Source organism: Arthrobacter sp. UKPF54-2 (assembly GCF_007858535.1).
Taxonomy (GTDB): domain Bacteria; phylum Actinomycetota; class Actinomycetes; order Actinomycetales; family Micrococcaceae; genus Arthrobacter.
In genome coordinates this window covers 1,353,681-1,371,823 of the sequence record NZ_CP040174.1, presented here as the reverse complement: position 1 = coordinate 1,371,823, position 18,143 = coordinate 1,353,681, and the positions used below count along the sequence as shown (strand labels likewise).

Sequence of the window (18,143 nt, the reverse complement as noted above, 5' to 3'; positions counted from 1 at the left end):
TGTCAATCCTTCTTGAGCGTGACGACGGGCAGGTACGCGGTGCGCGTGGAGCCGTCGATCTGTTCGAAGTCCAGCGGTTCCCAGGCGTCCCGGTCGAAGCCGGCGCCCTGGTGCAGCGCGTGCGAGAGCAGGGCGCGGATGGAGTTGATGTGGCGTTCGTCCTCCGGGAGCTGTTCCCAGGCCTCGGCGAGGGTGGACGCCCCGGCTGCGGCGGCGCGGATGGCCTCGGGGCTGGCCTTGCCGGTCCGCGGCGATCGCACCCGGTCCGAGTCGCTGAACGCGATCGGGTCCGCCAGCTTCGGCGGCGCGGCGAACTCGTCGGGATCGAAGAGCTTCACCATGGCCAGGGACTCGAAGCCGGCATTGAAGAGCACCGGGCCGCGGACCAGGCCGGGCCGTTCCCGTTCGTAGGGCAGCGAGCGAATCGCCTGCTCGGCCTCGCGCAACACCTTGCGGAGCCGAACGGACTGACGGTAGTCGTCGCTCTGGACGTAGGTGTTGAGGCTTTCGCTGAGCTTGCCGTAAATCCGCTGAATCTGGCTGTGCTGGGTCCTGAGCTCCGCCACCAGGTTCTTCAGTGTCTCGCGTTCGTCCTGGCTGAGCTCGTCGGCGAACTGCCGGCTGAGCACCTCCCCGATCGCGGAACGGAAGCGGAGCTGCTGCTGCGGGTCCTCCAGGAACGCGGTGAAGGACCGGAAGGTCCTGCCTTCAGGGCTTTGCCGAAGCCGCTTGTCCGCCTCCAGCACCTGCGCCATGGTGGCGCCCTTGCTCAGTGACTCCTCGATGATCTGGTTGCGCAGCTCGCCCACCAGCTCCTCGATCCGGTCACGCATCTTCTTGTAGTCCGCAGGCAGGCTCGCGGCGAGATCCAGGATGTTCCCTGCCGCCTCTACGGCTTCCTCGTCGTCGAGCAGCCCGTCGAACTCGCCGGAACTGATCTCCTCGATCAGCTGGCGGCGTTCGCCGATCTCCTCCTCGAGGGACTCCAGCCGGGCGCTCTGGTCCGGGTTGGTCTCATTGGCGAGCTTTTCGACGTCGCCCAGCAGGGTGCCGAGGCGGGAACCGTTCAGCGTGGAGCGTTCGCTGGAGAGGCTGTCCAGGAAGGCCAGGACGCGGGCCGCGGGCTCGGTGACCTCGTAGACGATCTGGCCGGACTGGTTGCGCCTGGTCAGGAAGTTCTTGCGGGTCCACTCGTCGCCAAAACCCTTGCCGTTGGCGGTACCACCCAGCCCCGGGTCCTGGCGGCGGAGCTGCTCAAGGAAGGCGTCGACGTCGGCGTGGAACTGTTCCAGCGGAAGCTGCGGCCGGGTGCGGGTGAAGGAGGCCTGCAGCACGGCGATCACCCACGGCGCCGAGCGGGTCAGCGCCCACGCGGGCCCCTTGGTGAGCAGTTCGAGGTCCCGGAGCCGGGCACTGATGGCATCGGCGGAGGACACGGCGGAACGGGACACGCAGTTCTCCAATCGCTGCCGGGGTGTGGGGTCGGGCAGCGGATCAAAGAAAAAACTGCCAGTTCCTAGGTTAACGCAGGGGCCGGCGAAAAACCGTTGAACCTGCGGCGCCGCGGGAGCACACTGGGAGTACCACGTGGGAGGAGACCGTCATGCGGACCAAGACTGCATGGATCATAGGAGCGGCGACGACGGCGGTGGTCCTGGGCGGCGCCACGGTGGCCGTCGCGGCGGACGGCCTGCTGGGCCCGGGCAACCCGGTACCGGGCGTGAGCATCGCGCCGCAGCCGGACGACGACTCGCACGATTCCGACGCGGACGACGCCGGTCTGGCGCCCCTCACCGGCGCGGACCGGGACCAGGCCGCGAGCGCGGCACTGGCCAGGGTCGGGCAGGGCAGCGTCACGGAAGTGGAGCGGGAAAACGACGGCAGCACCGCGTACGAGGTGAAGGTCCGCCTCGACGACGGACGGACGGTGGAGGTCCAGCTCGGCTCGGACTTTAACGTCCTGGCGCAGGGCGCGCCCGAGCTGGACGACTGACGCGTCCCGGGTCCACCGAGGGCGCCGCCAACGCCGGCGCCTCTGTTACCCCTGTTGCTGGTGAGGTTTCCGCGACCTCGCCGTGACCTACGCCCGGGTAGCATTTCGATCCCGTATCAAGACCCTCCGACGCGCCCCGCGACTCTGGCTGGGCCCCCTTCCGGCACCCTACGCTCGGGCTACTGATTCAGCCGAAGCGACGGTGCAGGAGGAAGAATGCAGTTCGATCTCAGCGCGGTGGAAACCGCCACCATGGTGTTCTTTGGGACCCTGCTTTTCGCCCTCCTTCTGACGTTTTTCATCATGACGGCGGCGTTCGCAGCGCTGGTCCTGCTGGGCGTCGGCCGGCTGGCCTGGTTCATGGCGGTGAGCCTCCTGCTCGGCGCGATCCACGGCATCAACCACGCCTGGGACCGGCTGGTCCACCACGCGGGCAGCGTTGAGCTCCCGGGCGATTTCCCCGGCGAGCTAATAGGGCAGCCCTCCCCTAGTACCGGCACCTACCCGCGGGTAGTATTGCGGGACAGCTGAAGGGTCCACCACCCGCGGCGGATCCAGGGCTCGAGCCGGCCAACCCGGTTAGAGGAGATGCCCCGTGAGCTCCGCCGTCGATAACCCCGCCACCGAAGATCCCGCCACCGAGGTGCCGGTGGCCGCGCAGAAGATCGGGCCCGAGGCCACCGCGGCCGACGCCCGGGCCATCGCCGAGGCCGCCCGCGACACTAGCTGGGACCGGCCCAGCTTCGCCAAGGGCCTGTACCTGGGCAGCTTCGACCTCAGCCTCATCCACCCCTGGCCGCAGGCGCCCGCGGACGACGTCGAACGCGGCGAAGCGTTTATGGAGCGCCTGACCGCATACTGCCGCACCATGTCCGGGCGCCGGATCGAGCGCGACGCCAGGATCCCCGACGAATACCTCTCCGGGCTGGCCGGCCTCGGCGTCTTCGGCATGAAGATCCCCCGCGACTACGGCGGCCTCGGCCTGTCGCTGGTGTACTACGGCCGCGCCCTGGCCCTGCTGGGCTCGGTGCACCCCAGCCTCGGGGCGCTGCTCTCCGCGCACCAGTCGATCGGCGTTCCAGAGCCGGTGAAGGTGTTCGGCACGCCCGAGCAGAAGCGGGAGTACCTGCCGCGCTGCGCTGCCGGCGCCGTGACCGCATTCCTGCTCACCGAGCCCGACGTCGGCAGCGACCCGGCCCGGATGGGCAGCACCGCCGTACCGTCGGAGGACGGGCAGTCGTACGTGCTGGACGGCGTGAAGCTGTGGACTACCAACGGCGTGATCGCCGAACTTGTGGTGGTGATGGCGCTGGTCCCCGCGCACACCGGCATGGACGGCACCGAACACAAGGGCGGCATCAGCGCCTTTGTGGTGGAGATGGACTCCCCCGGCATCACGGTGGAGAACCGCAACGCCTTTATGGGCCTGCGTGGCATCGAAAACGGCGTCACCCGCTTCCACCAGGTCCGGGTGCCGGCCGCCAACCGGCTGGGCCGCGAGGGCCAGGGCCTGAAAATCGCGCTCACCACGCTGAACACCGGCCGGCTCTCCATTCCCGCGCTCTGCGTGGCGTCCGGCCGCTGGAGCCTGAAGATCGCCCGCGAATGGTCCAACGCCCGCACCCAGTGGGGCCGCCCGGTGGGCCAGCACGAGGCGGTGGGCAAGAAGATCGCTTTCATTGCCGCGAGCGCCTTCGCCCTGGACGCCGTGTTCGAGCTCTCCGCCGAGCTGGCCGACGCCGGGCAAAAGGACGTGCGGATCGAGGCGGCCCTCGCGAAGCTCTGGTCCACTGAGATCAGCTGCCGGATCGCCGATGAACTGGTGCAGATCCGCGGCGGGCGCGGCTTTGAAACGGCCGACTCGCTCGCGGCCCGCGGGGAGCGCGCGGTCCCGGCCGAGCAGCAGCTGCGGGACCTGCGGATCAACCGGATCTTCGAGGGCTCCTCGGAAATCATGCGGCTCCTGATCGCACGCGAGGCCGTGGACGCCCACCTGGCCGCGGCCGGAGCCCTCGCCTCGGAGGACGCCAGCCTGTCCGAGAAGGCGAAGGCCGCCGTCGGCGCTTCCGGCTTTTACGCGCGGTGGCTGCCGAAGCTGGTGGCCGGCACCGGCATGGATCCGCGCTCCTACGGCGATTTCGGCCGGCTCGCGAGGCACCTGCGCTTTGTGGAACGGGCATCGCGGCGGCTGGCACGGCAGACCTTCTACGGCATGGGCCGCTGGCAGGCGAAGCTGGAGCACAAGCAGGCCTTCCTGGGCCGGATCGTGGACATCGGCGCGGAGCTGTTCGCGATGGCGGCGTGCTGCTCGCGGGCGGAAATGCTGCTGCGGACCTCCCCGGAACGGGGCGCCTCCGCCTATGAACTCGCCGACGCCTACTGCGAGCAGGCCCGGGTCCGGATCGAGGAGTATTTCGACCAGCTCTGGCGCAACACCGACGACGGCGACCGCGCCCTTACGCGCGCGGTGCTCGCCGGCGACTATGAGTGGCTCGAGGCTGGCGTGCTGGACCAGTCCGAGGGGACCGGGCCGTGGATTGCGGACGCCGGCCCGCGCGCCTCGGTGAAGGAGAACCTGCACCGAAAGTACCGCTGACGTGCGCCGATGCCTGCGCTGCAGCGCCGCCGGCTAGATAGTAAGCATCCTTGCTATTGATGCGGTGCCGTGGTTAGGTGGTGCCAAGACCTGATGACGGTCGAAGCATTGCCGTGCCCGGCTCAAACACTGAGTTCGGGTCAATCAATGAAAGCGAGCAGCCATCATGAGCAGCACAGCAGGCCCCGAAGACCGCACCCCCCGCCGCGCACGCGAGGAAAACGGAACCCCGGACCGGGACGCCCGAATCCACGACGCACGCCAGGACGGCGTGACCCCGGAAGGTCCCGTTGTGGCCGAGGACCGCGCCGACCGTGCCAACGACACCCGCGCCTTCCCCGCTGCACCCCTGGCCGGCGCCGCCGCCGTTTCCACCGCGGGCGCCGCAGCCAACCGTGACAACCGGGTGATCCACGGGACCCGCGACGACCACGACCGCCATCACGACGTGGTTGTGGAAGAGGTGCCCACCCGCGAGACGGTGGTGGCCCGCGAGAAGGAGCAGTTCGGGGGCATCAAGATTGGGTCCGCGTTCTTCGGCTGGCTCGCCGCCACCGGCATGGCCGTGCTGCTGACCGCGCTGGTCGCCACCGCCGGCACCGCCGTCGGCCTCGCCACCAACACGAACGTCAACGACGCCGTCAACCAAGCCTCGCGCAATCAAAGCGTCGGGATCGCAGGCATCATCACGCTGCTCGTGATCCTGTTCGTGTCCTACTACTGCGGCGGCTATGTGGCCGGCCGGATGGCCCGCTTCAACGGCGCCCGGCAGGGCCTGATGGTGTGGATCTGGGCACTGATCGCGGCGATCATCGTGGCCGTCCTGGCCCTGACCGCCGGCCAGCAGTACAACGTTCTGGCCAACCTGAACAGCTTCCCCCGCATCCCCGTCAACGAGGGCGACCTCACCACCACCAGCATTGTCGCCGCGGTCGTCGTCGCGGTGGTTGCCCTGATCGGCGCCGTGCTCGGCGGCCTGGCCGGCATGCGCTTCCACCGCAAGGTGGACCGCGCGGGCTTCACTCCGGTGGAGACCGTCGAAGAGCGCTAAGCGAGCGTAAGCGCATCGACGTAGTACCAGCGGCGGTCCTCGCGCCGGAACCGGCTGGTTTCGTGGTGGACGCCGGGTTCGCCGTCGTGCCGGAAATAGGCCTTGAACTCGACGGTGCCTTCCGTATCCAGTGGGCCGCCGCGGCTTGTGGAGACAATGTCCAGGCGCCGCCACTGCATGGCCGGATCGGGCTCCAGGACGGCGGGCCGGGTGTCCGGATGCCAGGTGCGCAGCAGGTAATCGGCGTCGAGCACCACAAAGGCGCTGTAGCGGGAGCGCATCAGCTGCTCCGCGGTCGGTGCCGCCGCTTCACCGCGGTGGTACCGGCCGCAGCAGGCTTCGTACTGCTCGCCGGACAGGCATGGGCAATGTCCCTGGTGTGACGTCAAAAGGGGTCCTTCCAGCTGGCCGGAGACCTCCGGCATGGGCTGCTTCCGACTATAGACGCCAGCCAAAGGTATCGGCTTGGACACATCCTGCCTGACCGGCCGCTTTGCCCGCGTGTCAGTTGGAGATTGTCCGTATGGTTAACAGGGGCCGTAGCCCGGCGCGACCATGACGGCACGGACCTCGCTGCAGGCTGGAAGAGGAGAGGCGAAGTGGAAGACCCGACGACGATCGCCATGAACCTGACGTTCTTCGGCACCCTCGGGGTGGGCCTGGTTATGTTCCTCGGCGTCTTCCTCGCCTTTGTGGTCACCCTGCTGCTGGCCGGACTCGGACGGCTGCTCGCCACGGGCATTGCCGCCCTGTTGCGCGCCCGGCGGGCCACTCCCCAGCCGGCGTCCCCAAAACCTGCACGCACCCCAACTCCGGCCCGCAAGGAACCGCAACTGTCCCCCGAGTGGGCCGCCGCCGTCGCCCGCGCCGATGCCCGTGCGAGCGCCCGGGCCCGGGCGGAAGCCGCGCCGGAGGTCAAGGTTTCGGTCCGCGAACTGCCCAGCCCCCAGGCTCCGGTGCGCGAGATCAAGGAAGTCGGACCGCTGATCGAGTCCGCGACGGACCTTAACGGCGTCCTCACCGCTACGCCGCGGGCCTTCACGAAGCCCCCGCTGCCGGCAGCGAGCCCGGTGCTGGACACCGGATCGCTTACCGCCCTCAAGCACCAGCGGCCGCAGCCTGCCCAGCGCCAGGACCAGCAGCGCAAGGCCAGCTGAGCCCTTACCCCCGGCGACCATCTGGGCTACGTTGGAACCCATGGAATTCAGATACCTCGGTCACAGCGGTTTCAAGATTTCGGAAATCACCTTCGGCAATTGGCTCACGCACGGGTCACAGGTAGCGAACGACGTCGCCACCCAATGCGTGCGGGCAGCGCTCGACGCCGGGATCAGCACCTTCGACACGGCGGATGTCTACGCCAACACGGCGGCGGAGAAAGTCCTCGGCGAGGCCCTGAAGGACGAGCGGCGCGAATCGCTGGAAATCTTCACCAAAGTCTTCGGCCCCACCGGCCCCAAGGGCCACAACGACCTTGGGCTCTCCCGCAAGCACATCATGGAATCCATCAACGGCTCGCTGACCCGCCTGCAGACCGATTACGTGGACCTCTACCAGGCGCACCGCTACGACTACGAGACGCCGCTGGAAGAGACCATGCAGGCCTTCGCCGACATCGTCCGGCAGGGCAAGGCGCTGTACATCGGTGTGAGCGAGTGGACCGCCAGCCAGATCCGCGCCGGCCACGCCCTCGCCAAGGACCTTGGTTTCCAGCTGATCTCCAACCAGCCGCAGTACTCCATGCTGTGGCGCGTGATCGAGGCCGAAGTGGTCCCGACTTCCGAGGAGCTCGGCCTGTCCCAGATTGTCTGGTCCCCCATGGCCCAGGGTGTGCTCAGCGGCAAGTACCACCCGGGTAAGCCTGCTCCCGAGGGCAGCCGTGCCACGGATGCCAAGGGCGGCGCCCGGATGATCGAGCGCTGGATGTCCGACGAGGTCCTCACCGGGGTCCAGCAGCTCAAGCCGATCGCCGAGGAGGCCGGGCTGACCATGGCGCAGCTGAGCATCGCCTGGGTGCTGCAGAACAAGAACGTGGCCTCGGCGATCATGGGCGCCTCCCGCCCGGAACAGATTGCCGGAAACGTGGCCGCGGCCGGCGTGAAACTGGACCCGGCCATCATGGACAAGATCGACGCCGCCGTCGGATCCCTCGCCGAGCGCGACCCGGCCCAGACCAAGTCGCCCGCGTCGCGCGAGGCCTGAGCCGTGGGGACGCTTCCGGACCTCGCCGTCACCGGGGCCACCGGCCAGCTCGGCGGGCAGGTGGCCCGGTTGCTCGCGGCGGCGGGAAGCCCCCAACGGCTGCTGGTCCGCGACACCTCCCGCGCCCCCGACCTTGAGGGCGCCGCGCCGGTCGTCGCCAGCTACGCGGACCCGGCCCAGTCCAGGGCGGCCCTGGCCGGGGTGAAGACCCTGTTTATGGTCTCCGCCGCCGAGGCCGAGGACCGCCTGCACCAGCACTACGCCTTCGTCGACGCGGCGGCGGAGGCCGGCGTGCAGCACATCGTGTACACCTCGTTCTTCGGGGCCGCCCCCGACTGCACCTTCACGCTGGGCCGGGACCACTACGCCACCGAGGAACGGATCAAGGCGTCCGGTATGGATTACACGATCCTGCGGGACAACTTCTATCTGGACTTCCTGCCGCTGCTGGCCGGCGAGGACGGGGTGATCCGCGGCCCGGCCGGGGAAGGCCTGATGGCGGCCGTTGCCCGCGCGGACATTGCGCGCTCCGCCCTGACGGTGCTGCGCGATCCCGCGCTGCACGTGGGCCGGAGCTACGACCTGACCGGGCCGGAAAACCTCTCACTGGCGACCGCCGCGGAGTTGCTGACCGCCGGCACCGGACGCACCATCAGCTACCACAACGAGACTCTGGACGAGGCGTACGCCTCCCGGGAACCCTACGGGGCACCACCCTGGCAGGTGGACGCCTGGGTCAGCACCTACACCGCCATTGCCGCCGGTGAACTGGCGGGGCCGACGTCGTCCGTCCACGAACTGACCGGGCGCGAACCGCTGGGGCTGGCCGATTTCCTCGCCGAGGCGCGCACCCTGTAGCCGGGCCGCCGCGGGGCGGGGGCGCAGGGACGGTATTGACGGCTTCCGGGCCGCGGCGTAGACCTGAAGACGGTGACACCGGTCCATAACCGGGCTGGTCCGGAACAGAATCGCAGTCCCATGCCCAAGCAATTGTCCAAGCACACCTCTCCTGTTATGGCCCGGCGCCGGCAGACGCAGCAGCTGGCAGCGCACCCCGGCGAACCGAGCCACGGACCCCTCACGGCCGAGGAGTTGCAGCTCGCGGTCCGGAACCATTCGATGCCGCTCGAGGCCCTCCGCAACGACGTGACACCGCCCGGGCTGCACTACCTGCTGGACCACTTCGACATCCCGGCCATCGACGGGGAAGGGTGGCACCTGCGGATCGGCGGTGCCGTGCAGCGGTCGCTGGAACTGAACCTTCGGGCCCTGCACCGGGCGCCGAGCATCAGCGTCCCGGTCACCCTGGAATGCGCCGGCAACGGCCGGTCGCTGCTGAAGCCGCGGCCGCTGAGCCAGCCCTGGATGATGGAGGGCGTCGGCACCGCCGTCTGGAGGGGGGTGCCCCTGGCCTACCTGCTGACCCAGGCCGGAGTGGATGAGGACGCCGTCGAGGTCGCCTTCACCGGGGCCGACGCCGGCATCCAGGGCGGAGTGCGCCAGCAGTACGCGCGAAGCCTGCCGGTCAGCGAGGCGCTACGGCCCGACGTCGTGCTGGCGTACGAGATGAACGGCGCCGCTCTGCCGCCGCAGCACGGCTACCCGCTGCGGCTGGTGGTCCCTGGCTGGTACGGCATGGCCAGCGTCAAGTGGCTCGCCTCGATCAAGGTGCTGGACAAGCCCTTCGACGGTTTCCAGCAGTCCGTCGCCTACCGCTACCAGCAGGACGCGGACGACGCCGGCACTCCGGTCACGTGGATCAAGGTCCGCTCACTGATGGTTCCGCCGGGAGTTCCGGATTTCTTCACCCGGCAACGGTTCCTGCCGCCCGGGCCCGTGATGCTGACCGGGCGGGCCTGGTCCGGCCACGGCGCGGTCGTCCGGGTGGAGGTGGGAATCGATGGGCAATGGTCCCCGGCTCAGCTGGAGCACCCCGCGGCGCCCTTCGCGTGGTCGGCCTGGTCGATGCCGTGGGTGGCGGATCCTGGTCAGCACGAGCTGTCCTGCCGGGCCACTGATGCCAGCGGTGCCACCCAGCCCCTCGAGCCGGTGTGGAACTACCAGGGCATGGGGAACAACGTGGTGCAGCGGATCAAGGTGATGGTGGAGTAGGCCAGGTTCAACACCCCTCAAAGTCGGTGAGCACCTTGACCTTGTCCGCCGAGGCGGACAAGGGATCGAAGGTGTAACCGACCCATTCCCGCGCCAGCCGCCGTGCCAGCTCCAACCCCACCACGCGCTGGCCCATGGTGAGGACCTGGCAGTCGTTGGAGAGCACCGAGCGCTCCACGCTGAAGGAGTCATGGGCGGTCGCGGCCCGGATGCCGTCCACCTTGTTGGCCGCAATGGCGACGCCGATCCCTGTCCCGCAGAACAGGATGGCCCGGTCCGCTTGCCCGTCCCGAATCAGCTCCCCCGCGGCGATGCCGACATACGGGTAGGCCTTGGTGAACAGTTCCGGGGCGTCCCCGCGGTTGACCCCGATGTCGATGATCTCCGCGATCCGCGGATCCGCCCTCAGGTCCGCCAGGATCTGGTCCTTGTAGTCGACGCCGGCTTCGTCCGCGCCCACAATCAGCCGGAGTCCGATCGCCGGGCTCACGCGCGTGCTCCTGCCGGCTGCCGCACAGCAGTGAGGTGCTGGCCGAACACCGCAAACACCATCGCCAGCGACGTGGCCCCCGGATCGGGCGTGCCCACGCTCTTTTCTGCCAGGGGGCGCGCCCGACCCTTCAGCGGGCGCAGCGCCGCTGTGGCCTTCGCTGCGGCGGTGGCTTCCCGCGCCGCGGCCGCCCAGCCCGCGTCCGCACCGGCTCCCTCGCCGGCAAGCCGGTTGAAGGTTGCGACGAACGGGGCGAGCGCGTCCACCATGGTCTTGTCGCCGACGTCGGCTTTGCCGAGCTCCGTGATCCGTGCGGCGAAGGACGCCAGAGCTGCCACAAGGGCGGCCGTATCCGGCGCCTGGTCGTTGCCGAGGGAATCGCCGAAGGCCCTCAACCCGGCGCCCCAGAGTACGCCGGAGGTACCGCCGGCGGTGTCCGCCCACTCGTCTCCGGCGGAACGGAGGACATCTCCGGCGCCAGCGCCGCGGGCCGCTGCGCCCGCGGCTGCGGCATACGCCGCATCGATGCCGCGGACCATGCCCCGCCCGTGGTCGCCGTCGCCGGCTATGGCGTCGAGGTGGCCAAGGGATTCCTCGGCGTCATGTAGTGTCTCGCGTGCCGCCGCCAAGGCGGCGACGCAGTGGCGCGCGTAGTCACGGGACGCGTTGGACGCCGCGAAGGTTTCCGGGGCCGCCGAATCCTCGGCCGGCGTCGGCTCGTCCGTCTCGCCGCCGGGGCGGGCGGCGTTCCCCCGCCGGTACGCGGGCGACTCCGCGGGAGCGGCCCAGAGTGCTTCGAGTTCGTCGTCGAGCCAGGTGACGGTCAGCGAGACCCCGGCCATGTCCAGGCTCGTGACGAGTTCGCCGACCTCCGGCATCACCAGGGTATAGCCGGCTTCACGGAGCAGCGGGGCGACCGTCAGCCACAACACGAACAGCTCTTCCTGTTTTGTGGAGCCGAGCCCGTTCAGAAGCACGGCGATCCGCTGCCCGGCGCCGTGGGGCGTTTCGGCCAGCAGGCGGGCCACCAGTTCCCGGCCCAGTTCCCGCGCCGGCGGCAGTTCGGTGTCGAACAGTCCGGGCTCGCCGTGGATGCCCAGGCCAAGACCCATCATCTTGTCGTCGAGGGTGAAGAGCGGCGCGGCGGCGCCGGGGAAGGTGCATCCGCTGAAGGCGCTGCCGAGGCTGCGTGTCCTGTCGTTGGCCTTCCGGCCCAGGCGGACAACGTCGGCCAGGCTCGCGCCGGCTTCGGCGGCGGCCCCCATGATCTTGAAGACGGTGAAATCCCCGGCGATGCCGCGGCGTTTGGCGGATTCCGACGGCGGCGCGCTGGCGATGTCGTCCGTGACCAGGACGTTCTCCACGGCGATCCCCTCGGCGGCCAGCCGTTCGCTGGCCAGGCCGAAGTTCATCACGTCCCCGGCGTAGTTGCCGTAAGCGAACACCACGCCGGCCCCGCTCTCTGCGGCTTTCGCCACGGAGTAGGCCTGCTGTGCGGACGGCGAGGTGAAGATGTTGCCTACAACGGCGCCGTCGGCCAGCCCGGCCCCGACCAGCCCGGCGAAGGCAGGGTAGTGGCCCGAGCCGCCCCCGGCCAGGACAGCCACCTTGGGGTGGTCGGAGCGGCGTCGCCGGACGGCGCCGCCCGGCACCTGGCGGACCAGGTCCGCGTGGACATCGCAGAAGCCGGCGAGGGCTTCCTCGGCAAAAGCGGACGGATCGTTGAATATTTTGGTCATGGCGGGCTCCCGGCTGCACTCGGTTGTCTGTTGTGGCGTTTTCGCTAGTGGAGGTGGCTTCCGCCGTTGATGTCGATGGTGGTGCCCGTGAGGTAGGCGGATTCCTCGGAGGACAGGAACGTGATGACGGCGGCGATTTCCTCGGTGGTGGCGTTGCGTCCCAGCGGGATGCCGGCGTTAATGGCTGCCTCCTGCTCCTCGGTGCTGCCCACCCGGATGTTCGTGTCCACGGCGCCCGGGGTGATCGCGTTGACAGTCACGCCGGTGCTGCCGATTTCGCGGGCGAGTGCCTTGGTGAAGCCCAGGATCGCGGCCTTGGCGGCGGAGTACGGGACCTTGCCGAAGACCCCGCCGCCGCGCTGGGCCGAGACGGAGGACATGTTCACGATCCGGCCCCAGCCGCTGGCGATCATGTCCGGCAGGAATGCCTTGGTGACCAGGTAGGTTCCGGTGGCGTTCACCGCCATGACTTTGTTCCAGAGGTCCAGGGTGGTCTCGAGGAACGGCACCGGCGAGGTGATGCCGGCGATGTTGGCCACGGCACCGACGGCGGGGAGATTGCCGGCGCTGACTTCCGCGGCCACGGCCTGGTAGGCGGCATTGACGGAGCCCTCGTTGGCGACGTCGATCTCGTGGCCAAAGGCGGGGACGTTGAAGTCGTTGCCGATCTCCGCAGCGACCTTGGCCGACTTCTCGCCGTCGAGGTCCAGGATCACCACCGCCCAGCCCTGGCTGGCGTAGCGGCGGGCGGTGGTGAGGCCGATGCCTCGGTCCGACGTTGCGCCGGTGAGGACTGCGGTGCGCTGAATGGTGGTGCTCATGATGCTCCTTGGGTTGCTGTTGGTGATTGAGGCTGGTTCAGATGAGGTCGGTGATCAAGCTGGCGGCCTTGGCCGCGGCGGCCGGGCGTTCGGCGTGGGTGACGTCGCGGGTCTCCAGCTCGAGGGAGAAGTGGCCGGTGTACCCGTCGGCGGCGAGGGTGCGCAGCCCGGCGGCGAAATCTGCGTCGCCGTTGCCGAGGCTGAGATTGATGTTGCCCGGCACGGCATCGCGCAGGTGGACGTGGGCAATCCGGCCCCTGTGGCGCTCTAGGTAGACCAGCGGGTCCTCGCCGGCGGCAACGATGTGGCTGAAGTCCATGACGATCCCGACGCCGGATGCGTCCAGCCGCTGCGCCAGCAGTTCCGCGCGCTCGAGGTTCCAGCAGAAGCGCAGGAAATGCAAAGACTCCGTCCAGAGCTCGACGCCGAACTTCCTCGCCCGCCCCTGAGCCCTGATGAGCTGCGCGGCGATGGTGTCCAGGTCCTCCCCGATGCTGTGGACCGGGTCGTGGCTGAGGGCCCCGCAGGGCAGCACCAAGGCCCGGGCGCCGGTGCCTGCCGCGAGGGAGAGCAGGGCGTCGAGGTGGCGGTCGCGGGCGGATTGCGTGCCGGCGTCGAGCACGGCGTTCAGGTCCCCGATGTCCCCGTTGACTGAACGGACCCGCAGGCCCGAGTCAGCAACCTCGGCCGTTACGGCTGCGACGGCCGCCGCATCAAGGTCGTAGGGGACGTGGTCGCAGACCCCGGGGAGGGCCCCGAGGTCAATTTCGTCGAATCCCAGCTCCGCGATAGTGCGCAAGGCGGTGGGCAGGTCCTGATGGCGGAAGCTGATGGAAGAGCAGCCAAGTCGGGAATTGAACATCATTGTCGTTCCTCTGGTCGCGCCCCGAAGGCGGTAGTGATGTGGACCACGTTACGAGTTCGACTGTCAACAGTCAACCTTTGAAGTTGACTGTTGACATTGTTTATGGCGCGGGTCACACTGGCGTATCATCTGTTAACAGTCGACAGTGTTGGCGCCTGGTCGCCAGCAGCTCTCTTCGAAAGGGATTGACATGAGCAACGAAGCTCTCACCTTGCGGGGCCCGGTCCACGGCACGAAGGACGCAAAGCGGGTCGCCATCGGCTCCGGCGTTGGCGCAGTCATCGAAACCTACGACTTCATCGGTTTTGGCACGGCAGCCGCCCTCTACTTCGGGACCGCGTTCTTCCCCACCGGGGACCCGGTCACCGGAACCCTTGCCGCCTTCGCCACACTCGGCGTCGGCTTCGCAGCCCGCCCCATCGGCGGCATAATCGGCGGCCATCTGGGCGACAAGCTCGGCCGGAAACCTGTCCTGGTCGCATCCCTGATCCTCATGGGCGTCGCAACGTTCCTGATCGGCCTGCTCCCCACCTACAGCCAGGTCGGCCTGCTCGCCCCTGCACTGCTCGTCTTCGTCCGCATCGTCCAGGGACTGGCCTTCGGCGCCGAGTGGGGCGGCGCCATCCTGATGAGCTACGAGCACGCCCCGTGGAAGTCCAAAGGCAAGTACACCGGCATTGTCCAGGCCGGCTTCCCGGTCGGGCTCCTGCTGGCCAACCTCGTCTTCCTCGTCAGCGTCCAGCTCGGCGGCGAACTCGCCTGGCGCGTTCCATTCCTTGCCAGCATCGTGCTGGTCGTCGTCGGCCTGATCATCCGCTCCAAGGTCCCCGAATCCCCCGTCTTCGACGAGGTCAAGGACAGCGGCAACATCGTGAAGGCGCCGATCGTGGAGGTCCTCAAGACCGACTGGCGGAACATCGTTAAGGGCATCGGCCTGCGCATCGCCGAGACCGCTGGGTACGCGGTGTCCATCACGTACATGATTTCCTACCTGAACAGCCAGCACCTGGCGGACAAGACCCAAACGCTCGTAGCACTGTGCATCGCTTCCGCCATCGGCATTTTCGCCACGCAGGCTTGGGCCAGGCTGACCGACCGGATCGGGCGGCGCCCGCTCTACATCTGGTCCTGCGCCTTCGCGGTGGCGTTCGCAGTGCCCATGTTCCTCCTGGTCAACACCGGGCTGTTCATCTTCATCATCGCCACCCTCGTGATCTCCTACGCCGTGTGCCAGAACTCGCTCGCCGGCGCCCAGGGCGCCTGGTTCCCTGAGCTCTTCCAGGCCAAAACCCGCGCTTCCGGCGCCTCGCTGGCCTACCAGATCTCGGCCATGGTGTCCGGATTCACCCCGTTCATCACCACGCTGCTCTTCGTCAGCTTCGGGTGGATGGGCCCGGCCCTTCTCTTCGGAACGTACGCCGCCATCGGCCTGTGGGCTGCCGTAGCCACCCGTGAAACCTGGGGCAAGCGCGAACGCGACCTCGGGGACGAGGCCACCAAAAGCACTCCCGTCTCCGTGAGCGCTTAGGAAGACCGACGGGAGGCCGTCGCAGGCCTCCCCCCACGCTCCTCACATCACATTCTTGAAAGGCAGACTTGTGGTTCTCACACAGGATAAAACAGCCGGGGGCGCAGCCTTCGGACAAGAGGCGGACCGCCTAGGCCGGGTCACCCGCGCCGCCTTCCGGATCCGTCACCATGCCCTGAACATGGGCGAAGTCCAGGGCCAGGGCTATGTGGGCCAGGCGCTGGGCGCCGCGGACATGCTCGCGGTTGTCTATGCGGACCAGCTCCGGTTCCGCGCCGAGGATCCGGAGTGGACCCAGCGAGACAGGTTCCTGCTCTCCACCGGCCACTACGCGATCGGCCATTACGCCGCCCTCGCCGAGGCCGGGATCATTCCGGTCACGGAGCTGGAAACCTACGGCTCCGACGATTCCCGGCTTCCGATGTCCGGGATGTCCACCTACACCCCCGGCATGGAAATCTCCGGCGGCTCCCTGGGCCACGGCCTCTCCATCGCTGTCGGGACCGCTCTGGGCCTGCGGTACCAGGGCTCGACCGCCCGGGTCTACAACTTCCTCTCCGACGGCGAACTCGACGAGGGCTCCACCTGGGAGGCGGCCATGGGCGCACACCACCACCAGCTCGGCAACCTCACCGCCATGGTGGATATCAACGCCCTGCAAGCCGACGGGAAGACCGACACGGTGCTGCGGACCGAGCCTGTCACCGAAAAGTGGGAGGCCTTCGGCTGGTACACCCAGCGCGTGGACGGGAACGACGTCGGCGCGCTGCTGGCCGCTTTCGACAACGCGGCCGCCCAGGCCGACGCCGTCGGACGCCCCTCGGTGGTCCTGTGCGACACGAAGGTGGGCCGCGGCGTCCCACTGCTCGAGGGCCGCGAAAAGGCTCACTTCATGCGCATCGAAGAACACGAATGGCAGACCTGCCGCGAGCAGCTGACCGCAGGATTCGAAGGAAAGGCCGTCGAATGAGCACCGCCACCACGCCGAAGCTCAAGACCTCGGCCATGATCGCATCCTTCGCGGATCCGGGCCAGAAAACTGCGCCCGCACCGTTCGGGCACGCCCTGGTCAAGGCCGCCCAGGAGAACGACAGGATCGTGGGCCTGACGGCGGACTTGGGCAAGTACACGGACATGCACATCTTCGCCCAGGCTTTTCCGGACCGCTTCTTCCAGATGGGCATGGCCGAGCAGCTGCTCTTCGGTGCCGCGGCCGGCCTTGCCGAGACCGGCCTGGTCCCGTTCGCGTCCACGTACTCAGTGTTCGCCGCCCGGCGCGCCTACGACTTCCTGTGCCTGGACGCCGCCGAACCGAACCTCAATGTCAACATCGTCGGTGGGCTTCCCGGGCTGACCACCGGCTACGGCCCGAGCCACCAGGCGACCGAGGACATGGCGATCTTCCGCGGCATGCCCAACCTGACCATTGTGGATCCGTGCGACTCCCTCGATATCGAGCAGGCCGTGCCGCAACTGGCCGCCAGTGAAGGACCCACATATTTGCGGCTGCTGCGCGGGAACGTCCCCACGGTGCTGGACGAGTACGACTACACCTTCGAACTCGGCAAAGCCAAAGTCCTACGCGGAGGCAACGACGTCGTCTTCGTCTCCAGCGGACTTATGTCCATGCGGGCACTGCAGGCTGCCGAGGCGCTGGCGGCCCACCACGTGGACGTCGCGGTGGTCCATGCTCCGACGATCAAGCCGTTCGACTCCGCGACAGTCCTCGCCGAGCTGAATACCGACCGCCTCGCCGTGACCCTGGAGAACCACAGTGTGGTGGGCGGCCTCTTCGAGACCGTCGCCTCGGCCGTGGTCGCGGCGGGCCTGGGCAAGCGCGTAGTGCCGGTGGCGCTGCCCGATGAGTTCCTCGACGCCGGCGCGCTACCCACCCTGCACGAACGCTACGGGCTCACGGTGCAGCGGATCGTCGCCCAGGTGCTCGCCGAACTCGGCTGAGGGCAAGGTCGGTCTGGGGACGCGGACGGGGCCGGGCAAGTGCCGACCCCGCCCGCGTGCCGTACCATCAACTGTTAACAAACCAACTGTAAACAGTTGACCACTGACAGTGAGGACGACCATGGCCGGACTAACAGCCCCGCTTCTGGGCCTGGAAAAGAAAAGCCTCCGCGAGCAGGCGCTGTCCGCTTTGCGCACGGCCATCACCAGCGGTGAACTCGAACCCGGCCGCCATCTGGTGGAGACCGAGCTTTCAGAGATGCTCCAGATCAGCCGCGGAACACTCCGTGAAGCCCTGCGCCAGTTGGAGCAGGAAGGGCTGCTTTCGGCCGGAGCACGCGGCCGACTGTCCGTGCGGCATCTGGACGCCAAGGAAATCCGTGACATCTTCGCCGTTCGGGCGGCACTCGAGTCGCTGGCGGTAAGGGCGCTGTGCGAACTCCCGGACCGGGCCGCCGTGATCATATCCCTGCGTTCCGCGATCGACGCCATGGCCGCCGCCGCCGAGGGCACCTTGGAGGAACGGATCGAATCCGATCTCGAATTTCACCGGACGCTGTGCCGTCTCACCGGAAACGAGACGCTGCTGCACTCCTGGGAATCACTGGAGGGATCCATCCGAATGTCCATCATGTATGCCGGGGTCGATCGGGCCGTGAAGAACATGAGCGTGGACCGGCACCACGACATCATCGCCGCGATCGAGACCGGCGACGCCGCCCTGGCCCGCACAACGATTCTCGAACACATGGAAGGTGCGGCGTCCAACCTCGTGGCCTAACCAAGG

General features: G+C 68.3%; 18 protein-coding genes. 12 read left to right on the top strand and 6 right to left on the bottom strand.

Annotation, left to right across the window (positions count from 1 at the left end; translation table 11 throughout):
* Positions 1-2 precede the first annotated feature (2 nt).
* Positions 3-1,451: a DUF3375 family protein gene (locus E7Y32_RS06235; RefSeq protein ID WP_146336367.1), complete on the bottom strand. Its 1,449-nt coding sequence runs from the start codon at positions 1,449-1,451 to the stop codon at positions 3-5.
* A 152-nt stretch (positions 1,452-1,603) separates the two neighbouring features.
* Here E7Y32_RS06235 and E7Y32_RS06230 point away from each other — a divergent pair, with 152 nt between their 5' ends.
* From E7Y32_RS06230 to E7Y32_RS06215, 4 genes are all read left to right on the top strand, one after another.
* A complete protein-coding gene (locus E7Y32_RS06230; RefSeq protein ID WP_146336366.1) occupies positions 1,604-1,993 on the top strand; it encodes a PepSY domain-containing protein in 390 nt (129 codons plus the stop codon).
* Positions 1,994-2,209: 216 nt separating this feature from the next.
* On the top strand, positions 2,210-2,524 hold the full coding sequence (locus tag E7Y32_RS06225; RefSeq protein ID WP_146336365.1) for a hypothetical protein: 315 nt from the start codon (positions 2,210-2,212) through the stop codon (positions 2,522-2,524).
* A 64-nt stretch (positions 2,525-2,588) separates the two neighbouring features.
* On the top strand, positions 2,589-4,589 hold the full coding sequence (locus E7Y32_RS06220) for an acyl-CoA dehydrogenase family protein (protein ID WP_146336364.1): 2,001 nt from the start codon (positions 2,589-2,591) through the stop codon (positions 4,587-4,589).
* 166 nt (positions 4,590-4,755) lie between these two features.
* Positions 4,756-5,640 carry a TIGR04086 family membrane protein gene (locus tag E7Y32_RS06215; RefSeq protein WP_146336363.1) on the top strand — a complete coding sequence of 295 codons (885 nt, stop codon included), beginning with the start codon at positions 4,756-4,758 and terminating at the stop codon, positions 5,638-5,640.
* On the opposite strand, the gene E7Y32_RS06210 is transcribed toward E7Y32_RS06215, so the two are convergent.
* The gene (locus E7Y32_RS06210) at positions 5,637-6,065 is read right to left on the bottom strand and encodes a YchJ family protein (protein WP_146336362.1); all 429 of its coding nucleotides are present in this window, start codon (positions 6,063-6,065) and stop codon (positions 5,637-5,639) included. The genes E7Y32_RS06215 and E7Y32_RS06210 overlap by 4 nt on opposite strands.
* 174 nt (positions 6,066-6,239) lie before the next feature.
* On the opposite strand from E7Y32_RS06210, the gene E7Y32_RS06205 reads away from it, so the two are divergent.
* The 4 genes from E7Y32_RS06205 to E7Y32_RS06190 all read left to right on the top strand — a co-directional run bounded on the left by E7Y32_RS06205 (position 6,240) and on the right by E7Y32_RS06190 (position 9,954).
* On the top strand, positions 6,240-6,797 hold the full coding sequence (locus E7Y32_RS06205) for a hypothetical protein (RefSeq protein ID WP_146336361.1): 558 nt from the start codon (positions 6,240-6,242) through the stop codon (positions 6,795-6,797).
* Positions 6,798-6,837: 40 nt separating this feature from the next.
* Positions 6,838-7,842, top strand: coding sequence for an aldo/keto reductase family protein (locus E7Y32_RS06200; protein WP_146336360.1), 1,005 nt, complete (start codon positions 6,838-6,840; stop codon positions 7,840-7,842).
* A 3-nt stretch (positions 7,843-7,845) separates the two neighbouring features.
* Positions 7,846-8,700, top strand: coding sequence for an SDR family oxidoreductase (locus tag E7Y32_RS06195; protein ID WP_146336359.1), 855 nt, complete (start codon positions 7,846-7,848; stop codon positions 8,698-8,700).
* Between the two features lie 156 nt (positions 8,701-8,856).
* Entirely contained in the window at positions 8,857-9,954 is a 1,098-nt protein-coding gene (locus E7Y32_RS06190; RefSeq protein WP_146338291.1) for a sulfite oxidase, read from the top strand.
* 7 nt (positions 9,955-9,961) lie between these two features.
* On the opposite strand, the gene E7Y32_RS06185 is transcribed toward E7Y32_RS06190, so the two are convergent.
* Genes E7Y32_RS06185 through E7Y32_RS06170 form a run of 4 tightly spaced genes read right to left on the bottom strand, consistent with a single transcriptional unit; the run spans position 9,962 to position 13,866 of the window.
* A complete protein-coding gene (locus tag E7Y32_RS06185) occupies positions 9,962-10,444 on the bottom strand; it encodes an RpiB/LacA/LacB family sugar-phosphate isomerase (protein ID WP_315897990.1) in 483 nt (160 codons plus the stop codon).
* Positions 10,441-12,183 (bottom strand): dihydroxyacetone kinase family protein, encoded by a 1,743-nt coding sequence (locus tag E7Y32_RS06180; RefSeq protein ID WP_146336358.1) that lies wholly within the window; start codon positions 12,181-12,183, stop codon positions 10,441-10,443. Before E7Y32_RS06180 ends, E7Y32_RS06185 begins: the two co-directional genes overlap by 4 nt.
* A gap of 44 nt (positions 12,184-12,227) precedes the next feature.
* Positions 12,228-13,004, bottom strand: a complete 777-nt coding sequence (locus E7Y32_RS06175; protein ID WP_146336357.1) for an SDR family NAD(P)-dependent oxidoreductase — start codon at positions 13,002-13,004, stop codon at positions 12,228-12,230.
* A 37-nt stretch (positions 13,005-13,041) separates the two neighbouring features.
* A complete protein-coding gene (locus E7Y32_RS06170; RefSeq protein ID WP_146338286.1) occupies positions 13,042-13,866 on the bottom strand; it encodes a sugar phosphate isomerase/epimerase in 825 nt (274 codons plus the stop codon).
* 193 nt (positions 13,867-14,059) lie between these two features.
* Between E7Y32_RS06170 and E7Y32_RS06165 the strand changes: the two genes are divergently transcribed.
* The 4 genes from E7Y32_RS06165 to E7Y32_RS06150 all read left to right on the top strand — a co-directional run bounded on the left by E7Y32_RS06165 (position 14,060) and on the right by E7Y32_RS06150 (position 18,137).
* Positions 14,060-15,397: an MFS transporter gene (locus E7Y32_RS06165; protein WP_146336356.1), complete on the top strand. Its 1,338-nt coding sequence runs from the start codon at positions 14,060-14,062 to the stop codon at positions 15,395-15,397.
* 160 nt (positions 15,398-15,557) lie between these two features.
* The gene (locus E7Y32_RS06160; protein WP_395940451.1) at positions 15,558-16,367 is read left to right on the top strand and encodes a transketolase; all 810 of its coding nucleotides are present in this window, start codon (positions 15,558-15,560) and stop codon (positions 16,365-16,367) included.
* Entirely contained in the window at positions 16,364-17,356 is a 993-nt protein-coding gene (locus E7Y32_RS06155) for a transketolase family protein (protein ID WP_146336354.1), read from the top strand. The genes E7Y32_RS06160 and E7Y32_RS06155 overlap by 4 nt, the downstream gene beginning before the upstream one ends.
* Positions 17,357-17,477: 121 nt before the next feature.
* Positions 17,478-18,137 carry a GntR family transcriptional regulator gene (locus E7Y32_RS06150; RefSeq protein WP_146336353.1) on the top strand — a complete coding sequence of 220 codons (660 nt, stop codon included), beginning with the start codon at positions 17,478-17,480 and terminating at the stop codon, positions 18,135-18,137.
* Positions 18,138-18,143 lie beyond the last annotated feature (6 nt).